The 14,145-nt window shown below is 67.1% G+C and carries 11 protein-coding genes and 2 pseudogenes; 5 read left to right on the top strand and 8 right to left on the bottom strand.

All coding sequences use genetic code 11. The features are described from left to right. Positions 1 to 41 precede the first annotated feature (41 nt). Both AC5Y46_RS10260 and AC5Y46_RS10255 read right to left on the bottom strand, forming a co-directional pair. Positions 42 to 1,160, bottom strand: a complete 1,119-nt coding sequence (locus tag AC5Y46_RS10260; RefSeq protein ID WP_499941406.1) for an FAD-binding protein — start codon at positions 1,158 to 1,160, stop codon at positions 42 to 44. 2 nt (positions 1,161 to 1,162) lie between these two features. Further along, positions 1,163 to 1,975, bottom strand: coding sequence for a uracil-DNA glycosylase (locus tag AC5Y46_RS10255; RefSeq protein WP_499941158.1), 813 nt, complete (start codon positions 1,973 to 1,975; stop codon positions 1,163 to 1,165). An 82-nt stretch (positions 1,976 to 2,057) separates the two neighbouring features. On the opposite strand from AC5Y46_RS10255, the pseudogene tap reads away from it, so the two are divergent. The 4 genes and pseudogenes from tap (at position 2,058) to AC5Y46_RS10235 (ending at position 6,635) form a co-directional block, all read left to right on the top strand. After that, positions 2,058 to 3,349 (top strand): annotated as a pseudogene (gene tap / locus AC5Y46_RS10250) (multidrug efflux MFS transporter Tap). 20 nt (positions 3,350 to 3,369) lie between these two features. After that, a complete protein-coding gene (locus AC5Y46_RS10245) occupies positions 3,370 to 4,689 on the top strand; it encodes an FAD-binding oxidoreductase (protein ID WP_499941408.1) in 1,320 nt (439 codons plus the stop codon). 123 nt (positions 4,690 to 4,812) lie between these two features. Further along, positions 4,813 to 6,054: a cytochrome P450 gene (locus AC5Y46_RS10240; RefSeq protein WP_499941160.1), complete on the top strand. Its 1,242-nt coding sequence runs from the start codon at positions 4,813 to 4,815 to the stop codon at positions 6,052 to 6,054. Next, positions 6,054 to 6,635 carry a TetR/AcrR family transcriptional regulator gene (locus AC5Y46_RS10235; protein ID WP_499941162.1) on the top strand — a complete coding sequence of 194 codons (582 nt, stop codon included), beginning with the start codon at positions 6,054 to 6,056 and terminating at the stop codon, positions 6,633 to 6,635. Before AC5Y46_RS10240 ends, AC5Y46_RS10235 begins: the two co-directional genes overlap by 1 nt. A gap of 11 nt (positions 6,636 to 6,646) precedes the next feature. Here the strand turns inward: AC5Y46_RS10235 and AC5Y46_RS10230 are convergent, their stop codons facing one another. From AC5Y46_RS10230 to AC5Y46_RS10210, 5 genes are read right to left on the bottom strand one after another with little or no spacing between them, the layout of a single operon-like run. Continuing rightward, complete coding sequence (locus AC5Y46_RS10230) at positions 6,647 to 7,906, bottom strand: lysine N(6)-hydroxylase/L-ornithine N(5)-oxygenase family protein (RefSeq protein WP_499941163.1); 1,260 nt, start codon at positions 7,904 to 7,906, stop codon at positions 6,647 to 6,649. Beyond that, positions 7,893 to 8,699, bottom strand: coding sequence for a GNAT family N-acetyltransferase (locus tag AC5Y46_RS10225; protein ID WP_499990938.1), 807 nt, complete (start codon positions 8,697 to 8,699; stop codon positions 7,893 to 7,895). The genes AC5Y46_RS10230 and AC5Y46_RS10225 overlap by 14 nt, the downstream gene beginning before the upstream one ends. 54 nt (positions 8,700 to 8,753) lie before the next feature. Then, positions 8,754 to 10,316 carry a DHA2 family efflux MFS transporter permease subunit gene (locus AC5Y46_RS10220; RefSeq protein WP_499990937.1) on the bottom strand — a complete coding sequence of 521 codons (1,563 nt, stop codon included), beginning with the start codon at positions 10,314 to 10,316 and terminating at the stop codon, positions 8,754 to 8,756. Beyond that, positions 10,316 to 11,455: an acyltransferase family protein gene (locus AC5Y46_RS10215; RefSeq protein WP_499990936.1), complete on the bottom strand. Its 1,140-nt coding sequence runs from the start codon at positions 11,453 to 11,455 to the stop codon at positions 10,316 to 10,318. The genes AC5Y46_RS10220 and AC5Y46_RS10215 overlap by 1 nt, the downstream gene beginning before the upstream one ends. After that, positions 11,452 to 13,149 (bottom strand): DEAD/DEAH box helicase, encoded by a 1,698-nt coding sequence (locus AC5Y46_RS10210; RefSeq protein ID WP_499941168.1) that lies wholly within the window; start codon positions 13,147 to 13,149, stop codon positions 11,452 to 11,454. Before AC5Y46_RS10210 ends, AC5Y46_RS10215 begins: the two co-directional genes overlap by 4 nt. A 72-nt stretch (positions 13,150 to 13,221) precedes the next feature. Between AC5Y46_RS10210 and AC5Y46_RS10205 the strand changes: the two genes are divergently transcribed. After that, positions 13,222 to 13,803 (top strand): LppP/LprE family lipoprotein, encoded by a 582-nt coding sequence (locus tag AC5Y46_RS10205; protein WP_499941170.1) that lies wholly within the window; start codon positions 13,222 to 13,224, stop codon positions 13,801 to 13,803. A 2-nt stretch (positions 13,804 to 13,805) separates the two neighbouring features. Here the strand turns inward: AC5Y46_RS10205 and AC5Y46_RS10200 are convergent. Next, a pseudogene (locus AC5Y46_RS10200) lies at positions 13,806 to 14,145 on the bottom strand (hypothetical protein); the annotation flags it as partial.

Below are 14,145 nucleotides of genomic sequence, written 5' to 3'. Positions count from 1 at the left end.
TTCGGCACGAAATCGGGGCTTTTGCGTCTGCTCGGCAGGGGTCAGTAGTTCATCAGGGTGATCGAGTTCACGATCAGTTCGAACTGCTCCTGCGAGATCGGCGCGCCACCCGGGATGCTGTCGGTGGCCAGGAACTGGGTGCGCTCGGTGTAGGCGTGAAAACGCTTGAAGTAGTTGGCAAATCCGAGGCCATGGTCCACGCGGCCCAGTTTGAGTTCACCGGCCAGGACGGTGGCGCCCAGCAGCGCGAGGCTGGTCCCCTGACCGGACAACGGCGACGCGCAGTGCGCGGCGTCACCCACCAGCGCCACCCGTCCGATCGACCAGTGATCCATCACGATCTGCGCCATCTCGTCGAAATAGAAATCCGGCGCGGACCGCATCATCTGCAGCAGCTGCGGCCGGACCCAGCCGTCGTCGGCCATCCGCCGTTCCAGTTCGGCGAACTGAGCTTCGGTGTCGCGGTAGTCGATTCGCAGTTCGGAGTCCATGAATCCGAGCATGGCACGGGCCTCGGAGTTGTTGCGCGCGCTGTAGACGCCGGCCATGCTGGTGTCGCCGTAGTGCCACATCTGCCAGTAGTCCAGGTCCAGAAAATTGGGCACCGTGAAGATCGCGGCGAACGTTCCCAGCCTCTTGATGAACCGCTCCTCGGGCCCGAAGACCAGCCTGCGCACATTGGAATGCAGGCCGTCAGCCCCGATCACCAGATCGAAGCTGCGCGGATCCGCCTGTTCGAAGGTGACTTCCACGGCCGGGCCGAGATTCTCCAACGTGACGATGCTGTCGTCGAACAGGAACTCGGTCTTCAATTTCGTTTCGTCGTAAAGCAATCCGACCAGATCGTCGCGCAGCAGTTCGATGTCTGGATTGTTGATCGGCCCGCCCGTCGGCGTCGATTCGGTGTCGCGGGACAACTCGTTGCCGTCGCGGTCGACCACCGACGATCCCCGGATACGCGTTTTAAGCTCCTCAGCGGGAGCCCGCAACCCCATCCGGTCCAAGACCTCCAGCGCGGGGCCGCGCACATCGATTGCCTGACCACCCGGCCGCAGTCCCGGGTAGCGCTCGACCACAGTGACCGAATAGCCGTTGCGCTCAAGCCAATACGCCGCGGTGAGTCCCGCTACGCTGGCCCCGGAGACCAGCACCGATTCCACCATTACTTGATCCCTGCCAGCTTCTTTGCGTCAGCGAAGACGTCGTCGAGCATTGCCGGAGTCAACCTACCGGTGAACATGTTCTGCTGGCTCGGGTGGTAGCAGCCGAGAAGGCGCTTGTCGGACGGCAGCTCGGCGACGACGCGGTGGCCGAACTTCGGTTTGGGTTTGCCGGTTGCGCCCGTCATAGCCAGGGCGATCTGCCAGGCGAAGCCGCCGAGCGCGACCAGCACCCGGACGTGGGTGGCGACCAACCGCCACTCGGCCTGCAGCCACGGCGCGCAGGTGTCGCGCTCGGCCGGCGTCGGCGCGTTGGCCGGCGGCGCGCACCGCACCGGCGCGACGAGACGAATCTGCTTGGCCCGCAACCCGTCCGCGGCATCCACACTGGTCGGTTGGTTCACCAGCCCGGCGCGGTGCAGGGCCGCGTACAGCTGATCGCCGGACCGGTCGCCGGTGAACATGCGGCCGGTCCGGTTGGCGCCGTTCGCGGCTGGCGCCAGGCCCACGATCAGCAGCCGCGGCCGCTCCGAACCCCACCCCGGCACCGGACGGCCCCAGTACGGCTGGTCGGCGAACGACCGCCGTTTGACCACGGCGACATCCTCACGCCAGGTGACCAGCCGGGGACAGGCCCGGCACACGCTGCTGGCGGCGTCCAGCTCGGTGAGGGAGGTTGCCGCACTCGCCAGCGTGGCGACCCGGGCCGCGTCGGTGGCCACCGGCGTCTGCGGTGTCGCCTGATCGCCCGGCCAGCCGGACCCGGGCACGACGGGCGAGTCGAACGCCTGGCCGGTACGGGGATGACGGAGCACAGCTACATCCTGCCCGGTGTCGGCGGCCGGAAATTCAGTGGTCCGGACTGGGGTTTGCGGTTAGATTCAGCCGCGATATCCCATGAACGGCAAAAAGCCTTTGAGCAACAAGAGCCCGGCATTGCTGGTCCTTTTCGCCACGCTGATGGCGTGTGCGGGCGACGGCATTTCGATCGTGGCGTTTCCGTGGCTGGTGTTGCAGCGCCAGGGCAGCGCGGGGCAGGCCTCGATCGTGGCCGGCGCGACGACGCTGCCGCTGCTGTTCTCCACGCTGGTCGCGGGTACCGCGGTGGACTACTTCGGTCGCCGGCCGGTGTCGATGGTGGCCGACTTGCTGTCCGGGGCCGCGGTGGCAGCGGTGCCGGTGGTGGCGTGGGCGTTCGGCGCCGAGGCGGTGAACGTCTGGGTGCTGGCCGCCCTGGGGGCATGTGCAGCCGCCTTCGACCCGGCTGGGATCACCGCCAGGCAGTCCATGCTGCCCGAAGCGGCCGCCCGGGCCGGGTGGTCGCTGGACCGGGTCAACAGCGTCTACGAGGCGATCCTCAACCTGGCGTTCATGGTGGGCCCGGGCATCGGCGGGCTGATGATCGCGACGGTCGGCGGAATCGCCACGATGTGGATCACCGCCGCGGCGTTCGCGATGTCCATCCTGGCGATCTCGGTGCTGCGGCTGGAAGGCGCCGGCAAACCGCTGCGCACCACCCGGCCGCAGGGGCTGCGGTCGGGGATCGCCGACGGGCTGCGGTTCGTGTGGAGTTTGCGGGTGCTGCGCACCCTCGCCCTGATCGACCTGACCGTCACGGCGCTGTACCTGCCGATGGAAAGCGTGCTGTTCCCGAAGTACTTCAGCGACCGCAACCAGCCGGGCCAGCTCGGCAGCGTGTTGATGGCGCTCTCGCTGGGCGGCCTGGTGGGCGCGCTGGGATATGTGGGACTGGCCAAGCGGATGTCGCGCCGGGTGATCATGCTGACCGCGGTGCTATCCCTCGGTGTCGCGGCGGCGGTGATCGCGCTGCTGCCGCCGCTGCCGGTGATCCTGGCGTTGGTGGCGCTGGTCGGCTTGGTGTACGGGCCGATCCAGCCGATCTATGCCTACGTGGTGCAGACCCGCGCGCCGTCACACATGCGCGGCCGGGTGGTCGGGGTGATGACGTCGCTGGCCTACGCCGCCGGTCCGCTGGGCCTGCTGCTGGCCGGTCCGTTGACCGATTTCGCGGGACTGCATGTGGCCTTTCTGGCTTTGGCGCTGCCGATCCTGCTCGCCGGCTTGATCTGCACCAGGCTGCCGTCGTTGCGGGAGCTGGACCGCGCGCCGGAGTTCGCCGTCGAAGCCGCGACGTAGGATCGGCCCGGTGGACGTGCTGGATGGCCTGATCGGCGAACTCCCCGACGGGATGGTTGTGGTCGATCCCTCGGTGACCGAGGGATACCGGCAGGACCGTGCGCTGGATCCGTCGGCGGGCAAGCCGCTGGCCGTGGTCCGGCCCCGGACCACCGAACAGGTGCAGACCGTGCTGCGGTGGGCCGCGGCGCATCGGGTTCCGGTAGTGACGCGGGGCGCCGGCAGCGGCCTGTCCGGCGGGGCGACCGCGGTGGACAACGGGATCGTGCTGTCGACGGAGAAGATGCGCGACATCACCGTCGACCCCGTGACCCGGACCGTGGTCTGCCAACCGGGTTTGTTCAATGCCGAGGTGAAGAAGGCGGTCGCCGAACACGGTCTGTGGTATCCGCCGGATCCGTCGTCGTACGAGATCTGCAGCATCGGCGGCAACATCGCCACCAACGCCGGCGGACTGTGCTGTGTGAAGTACGGCGTCACCAGCGACTACGTGCTGGGCATGCAGGTGGTGCTGGCCGACGGCACCGCGGTGCGACTCGGCGGCCCGCGCTTGAAAGACGTTGCCGGACTGTCACTTACGAAGCTATTCGTGGGCAGCGAGGGAACGCTGGGCGTGGTCACCGAAGTGACGCTGCGGCTGTTGCCCGCTCCTAACACCTCCAGTGTCGTGGTGGCCAACTTCGCGTCGGTGGAGGCGGCCGTCGAGGCCGTGCTGGGGGTCAGCGCGCGGTTGCGCCCGTCGATGCTGGAGTTCATGGATTCGGTGGCGATCAACGCCGTCGAGGACACCTTGCGAATGGACCTGGACCGCTCGGCCGCCGCGATGCTGGTGGCCGGGTCCGACGAGCGCGGGCGCGCGGGCAGCGAGGACGCCGAGCTGATGGCCGCGGTGTTCGCCGAAAACGAAGCGACCGAAGTGTTTTCGACCGACGACCCGGAAGAGGGCGAGGCGTTCATCGCGGCCCGGCGGTTCGCCATCCCGGCGGTCGAAGCCAAGGGTTCGCTGTTGCTGGAAGACGTGGGGGTGCCGCTGCCCGCGCTGGGCTCACTGGTCACCGGGATTGCGCGCATCGCCGAGGAGCGCGACCTGATGATCTCGGTGATCGCGCACGCCGGGGACGGCAATACCCACCCGTTGCTGGTGTTCGACCCCGCCGATGCTGCGATGGCCGAACGCGCCCAGGTGGCCTACGGCGAGATCATGGACCTGGCCGTCGGCCTGGGCGGCACCATCACCGGCGAACATGGGGTCGGTCGGTTGAAGCGGCCCTGGCTGGCCGACTATCTGGGACCCGACGTGATGGACCTGAACCGGCGGATCAAGCAAGCGCTGGACCCGCTGGGCATTCTGAACCCCGGAAGCGGGATCTGAGCTCTGGCTTCTACCGCGAGCAGACGCAGAATCGCACGGGAGCGGCGTCGATCGTGCGATTCTGCGTCTGCTCGGCCGCCAGGACGGTTGACACATTGGGGATTGCTGTCGTATCAATAAGACATGACCGCAGTTGTGTCTCACGAAGCTCCCGCCAAGTTCGAGCTGGCCACGCCCGAGACGTGGCCGAACCGCTGGCCGATGTACAAGGCGCTGCGCGACCACGACCCCGTGCACCACGTCGTCCCGCCCGCGCACCCCGAGCACGACTACTACGTCCTGACCCGGCACGCCGACGTGTGGTCGGCCGCCCGGGACCACGGGACGTTCTCCTCAGCGCAGGGCCTCACGGTCAACTATGGCGATCTGGAAATGATTGGGCTGCAGGACAATCCGCCGATGGTGATGCAGGACCCGCCAGTGCACACCCAGTTTCGGAAACTGGTGTCGCGTGGGTTCACGCCACGGCAGGTCGAGGCCGTCGAGCCCAAGGTGCGCGAGTTCGTCGTCGAGCGGATCGAGAAGATTCGCGCCAACGGCGGCGGCGACATCGTCACCGAGCTGTTCAAGCCCCTGCCCTCGATGGTCGTCGCGCATTATCTCGGTGTGCCCGAAGAGGACTGGGCTCAGTTCGACGGATGGACGCAGGCCATCGTCACGGCCAACACGGCCGAGGGTGGCATCGTCAGCGCGCTGGAGACGGTCGGCGACGCAGTGGGCACGATGATGGGCTACTTCACGGGGCTGATCGAACGCCGCCGCGCCGAACCCGGGGACGACACCATCTCGCATCTGGTGGCGGCCGGGATCGGAGCCGACGGCGACATCACCGGGGTGCTGTCGATCCTGGGTTTCACGTTCACGATGGTCACCGGCGGGAACGACACGGTGACCGGAATGCTCGGCGGCTCAATGCCTTTGCTGCACCAGCGACCCGACCAGCGCCGCCTGCTGACAGACGATCCCGACCTCATCCCCGATGCCGTCGACGAACTGCTCCGGCTGACCTCGCCGGTCCAGAATCTGGCCCGCACGACCACCCGCGACGTGACGATCGAGGACACCACCATTCCGGCCGGGCGGCGGGTGCTGCTGGTGTACGGGTCGGCCAACCGCGACGAACGCCAATACGGCGAGGACGCCGCAGAACTCGACGTCACCCGTCGACCCCGGAACATCCTGACGTTCAGCCATGGTGCACACCACTGCCTGGGCGCTGCCGCCGCGCGGATGCAGTCGCGGGTGGCGCTGAACGAACTGCTGAGCCGGTGCCCGAGGTTCGAGGTAGATGAATCCGCGATCGTCTGGGCCGGTGGCGGATACGTCCGGCGTCCGCTGTCGGTTCCGATCACGGTCAACACCTGATGCCACGCGGAGACTGGCTGGCCGAACACCGCTCGGAGGCGGCCGCCGACCGGATCCTCGACGCCGCCGAACGGCTGTTCACCGAGCAGGATGCGGCCACCGTCGGGATGAACGAAATCGCCAAAGCCGCAGGGTGTTCGCGTGCGACGTTATACCGCTACTTCGACAGCCGGGAGACGCTGCGCAGCGCCTACGTACACCGCGAGACGCATCGCCTCGGCCGGGAGATCCTGCAACTCATCGAGCGCGTCGAAGACCCGGCTGAACGGCTGATCGGAAGCATCGTCGCCACGCTGCGCATGGTTCGCGAAAACCCGGCGCTGGCAGCGTGGTTCGGGTCCACCCGACTGCCGATCGGCGGCGAGATGGCCGGCCAGTCGGACGTAATCATCGGCCTGGTGTCCGGATTCCTCGAGTCGCTGGACCCCGACGAACCGGCCGCCCTCGAACGCCGAGCCCGGTGGGCGGTGCGGGTGATCATCTCGCTGCTGATGTTCCCCGGCAAAGACGAGGCCGACGAACGGGCGATGATCGAAGAGTTCGTGGTCCCGGTGGTGACACCGATTTCGGCTCGCAGGTAACCGATTCGGTGTCAGCTCGCCACCCGCGGTCCTCGTGTCCGTTCGTCGACCGCGGCAACGGACGCGACGATATCTCCCGCCCGCACTGCGACATTGGACAGCAACGACGACGCCAGACCGTGGGTGTGCTCGACCGCACCGTTGAGATAGATGTCGCCGGGCGCCCCCGGCTTGGCCGCCAGGCGGTAGTCGCGGGTGACCACCGCGAGCCCGTCCGCGTCGAACTCGTAGTGGCCGGACAGCTTGCCAAGAAAGCGCCGGACGTCCAACGGCGCGTACCCCGTCGCGTAGATCACCGCATCGCAGTCCAAGATGAGTTGTGACCGGTCGATCAAGTTGGCAACCGTCACCCGCACACCGTCGGAATGTTCCTGCGCGTCAACGACTTCCGAAGCGTTGTGGATGAACAGCCGGCGCCTGCCGGCCACCCGTTCGGCGTATTCGCGCGAATACAGCTCTTCGGTCAGCTCCAGATCGACCGCTGAATAATTAGTGGACCGGTGGTAGTCGAGCAGTCGCTGCCGGACCTGTCGATCGGCGTAGTAGATGTCGTCGACCGCGGCCGGATCGAAGATCCGGTTGGCGTAGGGATTGTCGTCGGCGACGCTGTATCCGTACCGGGCGAACACCGCATGTACCTGCGCCTGAGGATAGGTCTGATGGAGGTAGCCGGCGACTTCGGCCGCGCTCTGCCCGGCGCCGACGACGGCGAATCGTCGTGGGGTGAACATATTGCCGGTCGCCAGTCGATGAAGCAGCGCATGACTGTGCCACTGCCGAGCGGTTTCCACCGTGCCGGCGGGCAGCACCGGAGACAGTCCGGCGCCCAGGACGAGGGTCTGCGCGTGCAGCACCGACCCAGCTTCGGTCCGCACCACGAAACCGGACTGGTCGGCGTCGACGCCGACCACGAGCTGCCCGTACCGGACCTCCGCGCCGACGCGGGCCGCGGCCCATTCCAGGTAGTCGTGAAACTCCATCCGGCTGGGGAACATCGTGTGCCGGCCGATGAACTCGACGAGCCGATCGCGCTCGCTCAGATAGTTCAGAAAAGTGAACTCGCTCTTGGTGTTTCGCAGCGTCACCAGGTCTTTGAGGAAAGGGATCTGCATGCGCGCACCCGGCAGCAACATACCGCGGTGCCAACCGAACTTCGGCTGCGCGTCCACGAACACCGCGCCCAGACCGCGCTCTGCCAGCGCGATCGCCAGAGCGAGGTTCGACGGCCCGAACCCGATGCCGAGCAGGCCTGTTCGGTCAAGCGTGGACATAGGAACGTGTCAACCGTTCGAGGTAGCGTTCATGCATCATCGTCCGATTGATCAGGACGACGAAGTCGGCCATGTCGAAGTCCGCATCGTATGACGGTTCACCGCAGATCATTCCGCCCACCCGCAGCGACCCTTGCACCATCGGCGGGATACGCACCCGTCCCGGGTCGGGTAGTTCGGAAAGACTCAAGCCGTTGACCTGAACCGGATTCCGCGGTGTCACCCGGTATTGCGGTGGCGCGGGACGGATCTTGAAGGCCGCGTCGCGCACCCCCCGCACCAACGCGCCGCGCGGCAGGCCCCCTTCCATGCGCACCGACAGACAGCCGATCCCCCATTCGTGGCCGGTTATCTCCTGGTACTTGAGGATCCCCGACCACAGCAGTCCCATCACCGCACCGTTGCGGTGCTCGACGTGTACGCTGGCGCGGCCGAGTTCGACCAAACTGGAACGCAACTCGTTCAAACCACCGATGTCGAAGATGGTGTCGGCGAAGATCCCCCCGGCGGCCGCCGCGCCTTCGGGCGGAAGCAGCCGATAGCAGCCGACGACCTGCCCGGTCGCCTCGTCCTTGGCCAGCAGGTGCTCGCTGTAGGGATCGAACTGGTCGACGTCGATCATCTCTCCGGTCAGCGGGCCGCGAACCGCGCGCGGCAGGCTGGCGCCCATCTCTTCGGCAAAGGTCTGATACCGCAGCCGTTGGGCGGCTTCGACGTCGGCGGGATCGGTGGAGATCATGACGCTATAGCGCGCGCCGTCGGCAGCGGGAATCAACATTGAATCGCCAAGCATGGTAGAGCCCAGGTTACTCAAATGTCCGGTGAGCAAATAAGTAACTCAGGCCAACTACACAGAATGGTCATCGGGTTCGCAATGCGAATTCGCTCCAACTGCAACGAGAACCAACGCCGCGACCGCGGATACCGTCGCTGCGACGGCCGCTGCGACCAGCGCGGCCTGCATGCCGTCGGCGCTGGCCTGACGGGCGACCCGGGCGATCGCCGGCAGCACGGGCCGCAGGTCGCCGGGCAGGTAGTCCAGGACACGCAGACCCGCGCCCGCGGACAGCCGGTCGACGAGCGTGTGCGTCGGCCCCGGACCGAGTGGCAAGCCGGCCAGCCCGGCGGAAGCACCGTCGGCCGCGTGCCGGCTGAACAAGGCCCCCAAACCAGCGACGCCGGCCAGGATGCCGATCTGCCGAACCGTGCTCACCGCGCCGGTGGCCATCCCGGCGTCGTCGACCGGGACGAACTGCAGCGCGATGTCCGACGTCAACGCGAACAGGCCACCCAGGCCGAGGCCGGCGACGATGGACCCGGCGATGAAGTGCGTCCACTGCGTGTTCTCGGTGACACCGGTCATCAGCCACAGTCCCGCCGCTATCAGGACCACCCCGCCGGGGATCGACAACCAGGCCGGCGCGTACCGGGCGGCCATCATGGCCACCGGTGCGCCCAGCACACAAGCAACCGTCAGCGGCAGTGCCCGCAGACCGGACTGGAAGGGGCTGTATCCCAACGTGTTCATCAGATACAGCGCCAGGTAGTTCGTGGACGCGATCAACGTCCCGGCGGCCGCGAACGCCGCGATCGACACCCCGGCGAAGCCTGGGCGCCGGACCACACTCAGGTCGAGCATCGGCGCCTCGACGCGGGACTCCCACCAGCAGAACACGACCAAGCCCACGACACAGACCGCGCCCAGCGTCAGGATCAGGGTGTCGGTCCAGCCGCGATGATTGCCCTCGATCAACACGTATACGCCGGCGAACAAACCGGCCGACAAGATCGCGGTGCCGGTCAAGTCGAGCGGACGGGATTGTGCGGCACGGGTTTCCGGGACGAAGCGCAACGCGATGACAAGTGCGAGGACCCCGATCGGCACATTGATCAAGAAGATGGATTCCCAGCCGAAAGCACCGACGAGAGCGCCGCCGAGCAGCGGTCCGACCGCGGCAGCGGCACCCATCACCGCGCCGTAGATCGCGATCGCGATGCCCCTGCTGCGCCGTTCGGGGAAAGCCGCGGCCACCATCGGCAACGACACACCCAGCAGCAGTGCCCCGCCCGCCCCCTGCAACGCCCGGCTCCAATTCAGTGACTCGATGCTGCCGGCCAGCGCGCAACCTGCCGAAGCCAGCGTGAACACTGTCATTCCGACGGCATAGAGACGCCGCCGTCCGAGCCGGTCGCCCAACGTGGCGGAGGTGAGCAGCAGCCCCGCCATCGGCAGTGCATACGCATCGACCACCCATTGCAGGCCGCTGAGTTCGGCGTCCAGAGCAGCCTGGATGTTGGCGAGGGCCGCGGACACGATGGTCATGTCCAGCAACAGCATGAAGACCGCCAGACACACCGCGAGCAGCGTCAGGCGCGGATGGGTCGAGGTCGTGCGATCCGTCGTGGACATCAGTTCTTGACCCGGGTCAACCGGTGCAGCCCCCAGGCCAACGGAATCGTCACCACCACCGTCGCGACGAACAGATACAGCATCGGGCCGGTGTACACGTGCGCTCGCACGATGTAGACCATCGCGAACTCCATCGTCACCAGATGGATCAGGAAGATCTCGTAGGAGATTTCACCCAGCCACACCATCGGCCGGCTGGCGAGCAACCGCGAATACCAGCCCTTGTCCCCGAGGGCCAGCGGCGCCACCGCCAGGGTCGCGATCACCGCGTAGAAGACCGTCTTCCACAACGCCTCGGGCAGCGAAGCCGGCGAGGTGGTGGGCGCGCCGGCGATCGGCGTAGAGACGATGAAGTAGCAGACGACCGCCAGCGGTATGGCCACCGCCGCGTAGGCGCGCACGCCCATCGCCTGCAGCACGGTCAGCAGCATGCCGCCCAAGAACCAGGCCAGGTAGGTCGGCAGCCACAGCCGGGCACCGTCGGGGAACAGGTGGTCGGTGTGTACCAGCACCAACCAGCCCGGGCTGATCAGCGTCAGCGCCAGGATGGTCGCCACCAGTAGCCGGGGCTGCCAGCGCCGCCGGCACATCAGCACCAGCAGCAGGTAGGCCAGCCCTGGCAGCAGCACATAGAACGACGCCTCGACCGCCAGACTCCACATCTGCGTCAGTCCCTGGTGCAGGTATTTGCCGAGGTAGCCGTCGGTGTAGATCTGGGTCAGCGTCAGGTTGCGGACCAATCCCAGCCAGCTGTGCCCGGGGTTGGGCCCGGCCTCCCGGTAGTGATACAGCACGTAGGCGATCAACACCGTGATCACGTAGGCCGGCATGATGCGCCGAACCCGGTGTCGCGCATAGCGACTCAGTGACGGTGGCGGGCCGCCGGTCTTGGCTGCCTTGACCCAGGGCCGGAACAGCAGAAAGCCGGACAGCACGAAGAAGATCGGAACGCCGATCTCCATCCGGGAACCGACCAGACCCCAGTAGCCGTGGGTGTACTTGCCGGTGGTGTAAGCGGCGTGGGTACCGACCACCAGCAGGGCGGCGACGGCACGGACACCGGTCAGCGACGCGACCCTATCGACGTGCGCGACCTGTTCGAGACCGCCCTGGGCGTCTTGCTCTTCGGACAGCGTCATTTGGTGTGCTTGCGACGTGGTCTGGCGCCGTCGTTGCGCGGTGCCCGTCGGTCGGGTCGCAGATTGATCAGCACACCCGAGATGCGGGTGTTCTCCAGCTTTTTCAGTACCGCCCGGGGCAGCTTGACCGGTAGTTCGACCAGTGAGAAGTCCGGCCCGATCGCGATGTGGCCGAAGTCGCTGCGGTGCAGGCCGCCCTCGTTGGCGATAGCTCCGACGATCGCGCCCGGGCCGATCTTGTGCCGCTTGCCGACATCGACGCGATAGGTGGTGAATGACCTTGTCTGCCTGGGCTTTTCGGGACGTTCCCGACTATCGTCGCGGTCCCGCTTGTCGCGGCGCTGCGGTGGTGGGTCCGGCGCCAGGAGGAAAGCCTCTCCGTCGCGGGACTGCAATGCCAAGGCCGCGGCGATGTCGGCCATCGGGACGTCATGCTCGCGTTCGTAGTCCTCGACCAGCCGCCGGAACAGCTCGATGCCCTGACCGCCGAGTGCGTCGGTGATCGAGTCGGCGAACTTCGCCACCCGTTGGGCGTTGACGTCCTCCACGGTAGGCAGCTCGGCTTCGGTCAGTGATTGGCGGGTGGCCTTCTCGATTGCCTTGAGCAGGTGCCGTTCCCGCGGCGAGACGAACAACAGCGCCGCTCCCGAGCGGCCCGCCCGCCCAGTGCGCCCGATGCGGTGCACGTAGGACTCGGTGTCGTGCGGGATGTCGTAGTTGAGCACGTGGGATATGCGTTCGACGTCCAGGCCGCGGGCCGCGACGTCAGTGGCCACCAGAATGTCGATGCTGCCGTCTTTGAGTGCGGCGATAGTCCGCTCGCGGGCGGCCTGGGGAATGTCACCGTTGATGGCGGCTGCGGAAAACCCTCTGGCACGCAGCCTTTCGGCCACCTCTTCGGTGGCCTGCTTGGTGCGCACGAAAACGATCATCGCCTCGAACGGTTCGACCTCCAGCACGCGGGTCAGCGCGTCCATCTTGCGCGGCCCGGCCACCTGGATGTAGCGCTGCGAAATGTTCTCTGCCGTAGCCGTTTTCGCCTTCGAGGTGACTTCCAGCGGATCGTGCAGGTACTTGGTGGTGATCTTGCGGATCGCCGGCGGCATGGTCGCTGAGAACAGCGCCACCTGCTTGTATTCCGGGGTTTCGGAAAGGATGCGGTCGACTTCCTCGGCGAAGCCCATGGTCAGCATCTCGTCGGCCTCGTCGAGCACCAGGTAGTCCACCCGCGACAGGTCCAGCGTGCCGCGTTCCAGGTGGTCGATGACCCGACCGGGCGTGCCGACCACGACTTGGGCTCCCCGCCGCAGGCCCGCCAACTGCACACCGTAGGACGCCCCGCCGTAGATGGGCAGCACGTTGAGTCGCGGCAGCTGCGCGCCGTACCGGCTGAACGCCTCGGCCACCTGCAGCGCCAGTTCCCGGGTGGGTGCCAGGACCAGCGCCTGGGTGGCGTTGCTGGCGACATCGATCTTGGACAGGATCGGCAAGGCGAAGGCCGCTGTCTTTCCGGTCCCGGTCTGTGCCAGGCCGACGACGTCCGATCCCGCCATCAGAGCCGGGATGGTCGCAGCCTGGATGGCCGTCGGCGACTCATAGCCGACGGCGGCGATTGCCCGCACGACGTCGGGATGAATCTGCAGGTCGGCGAAGGTCTCGTGCGGCGCTGCGGGAGCGCTGTCGGGGATTGCCATCAGAAGATGAAGTCTAGAGCGTGTCGAGGGTCCGGCCGTGCCTGCGGCACCCGCCGGGCGGCTGACGGTACGGTGCCCGGTGTGTTGTCGCTCGCCCGTCGTACCGCAGCCCTCGCCGCTATGGCGATGACCGTCACGTTAGCCGGGTGCGGATCGGGGGACTCCACCGTCGCCAAGACGCCGCAGGCGACCAAGCCGTCGGCGGTGGTCACCTCGGGTGCGCCGGCGAGTCCGCCGACCGCCTCAGTGGCCCCATCCAGTAGCGCCGTTCCGGCCGACCCGTGCGCCGTCAACCTCGCTTCCCCCACGATCGCGCGGGTGGTCTCCGAGTTGCCGCGCGATCCGCGCAGCCAACAGCCGTGGAATCCCGAACCGGTGGCCGGCAACTACAACCAGTGCGCGCAACTGTCCGCGGTGATCATCAAGGCCAACACCAACGGCGACAATCCGACGACCCGGGCGGTGTTGTTCCACCTCGGCAATTTCATCCCGCAGGGCGTGCCGGACACCTACGGCTTCAACGGCATCGATGCCGCGCAGAGCACGGGCGACACGGTGGCGCTGACGTATCCGAACGCGCTGGGGGTCGGCAGCGTGGTGAAGTTCCGGTGGAACGGCAGTGCGGTGGAGCTGATCGGCAACACCGGCCGCTGAGCTCACGCCGGGTTGTTTGCGCCGTTCGTACCCTGGACGTTTTCGATCAGCAGCCCGTCGACGGCGATGATGTCACCCTCGGTGCCGTTGCCGCCAGTGCCTGTCACAACGCCGTTGCCGCCGTTGCCGCCATTACCGCCGTGCACTGTTTGGTTATCCAGGTGCGACTCGGCGCCGGGGTTGTTACTGGCCGCGATGAGGTTGCCGTCCAGGCCGTTGCCGCCCACGCTGCCGACACCGTTACCTATGCCACCGCTGCCGCCCGTGACGGTACCGCTCGCGGTGTTGTTCGTGCCCAGGGCGCTGATCCGGCTGGCGCCCGGCCCGTGGCCGTTGGCTAGG

The sequence above is a fragment of the Mycobacterium sp. NGS59 genome (assembly GCF_059812345.1).
The sequence above is the reverse complement of the archived record's forward strand: the minus strand, read 5'-3'. Positions and strand labels throughout refer to the sequence as shown.

Excerpts from the sequence above, each read along its gene's own strand:
- AC5Y46_RS10245 (WP_499941408.1), top strand. The coding sequence starts at position 3,370 with ATGGTTGTGGTCGATCCCTCGGTGACCGAGGGATACCGGCAGGACCGT.
- AC5Y46_RS10240 (WP_499941160.1), top strand. The coding sequence starts at position 4,813 with ATGACCGCAGTTGTGTCTCACGAAGCTCCCGCCAAGTTCGAGCTGGCC.
- AC5Y46_RS10235 (WP_499941162.1), top strand. The coding sequence starts at position 6,054 with ATGCCACGCGGAGACTGGCTGGCCGAACACCGCTCGGAGGCGGCCGCC.
- AC5Y46_RS10230 (WP_499941163.1), bottom strand. The coding sequence starts at position 7,906 with ATGTCCACGCTTGACCGAACAGGCCTGCTCGGCATCGGGTTCGGGCCG.
- AC5Y46_RS10225 (WP_499990938.1), bottom strand. The coding sequence starts at position 8,699 with ATGCTTGGCGATTCAATGTTGATTCCCGCTGCCGACGGCGCGCGCTAT.
- AC5Y46_RS10220 (WP_499990937.1), bottom strand. The coding sequence starts at position 10,316 with ATGTCCACGACGGATCGCACGACCTCGACCCATCCGCGCCTGACGCTG.
- AC5Y46_RS10215 (WP_499990936.1), bottom strand. The coding sequence starts at position 11,455 with ATGACGCTGTCCGAAGAGCAAGACGCCCAGGGCGGTCTCGAACAGGTC.
- AC5Y46_RS10210 (WP_499941168.1), bottom strand. The coding sequence starts at position 13,149 with ATGGCAATCCCCGACAGCGCTCCCGCAGCGCCGCACGAGACCTTCGCC.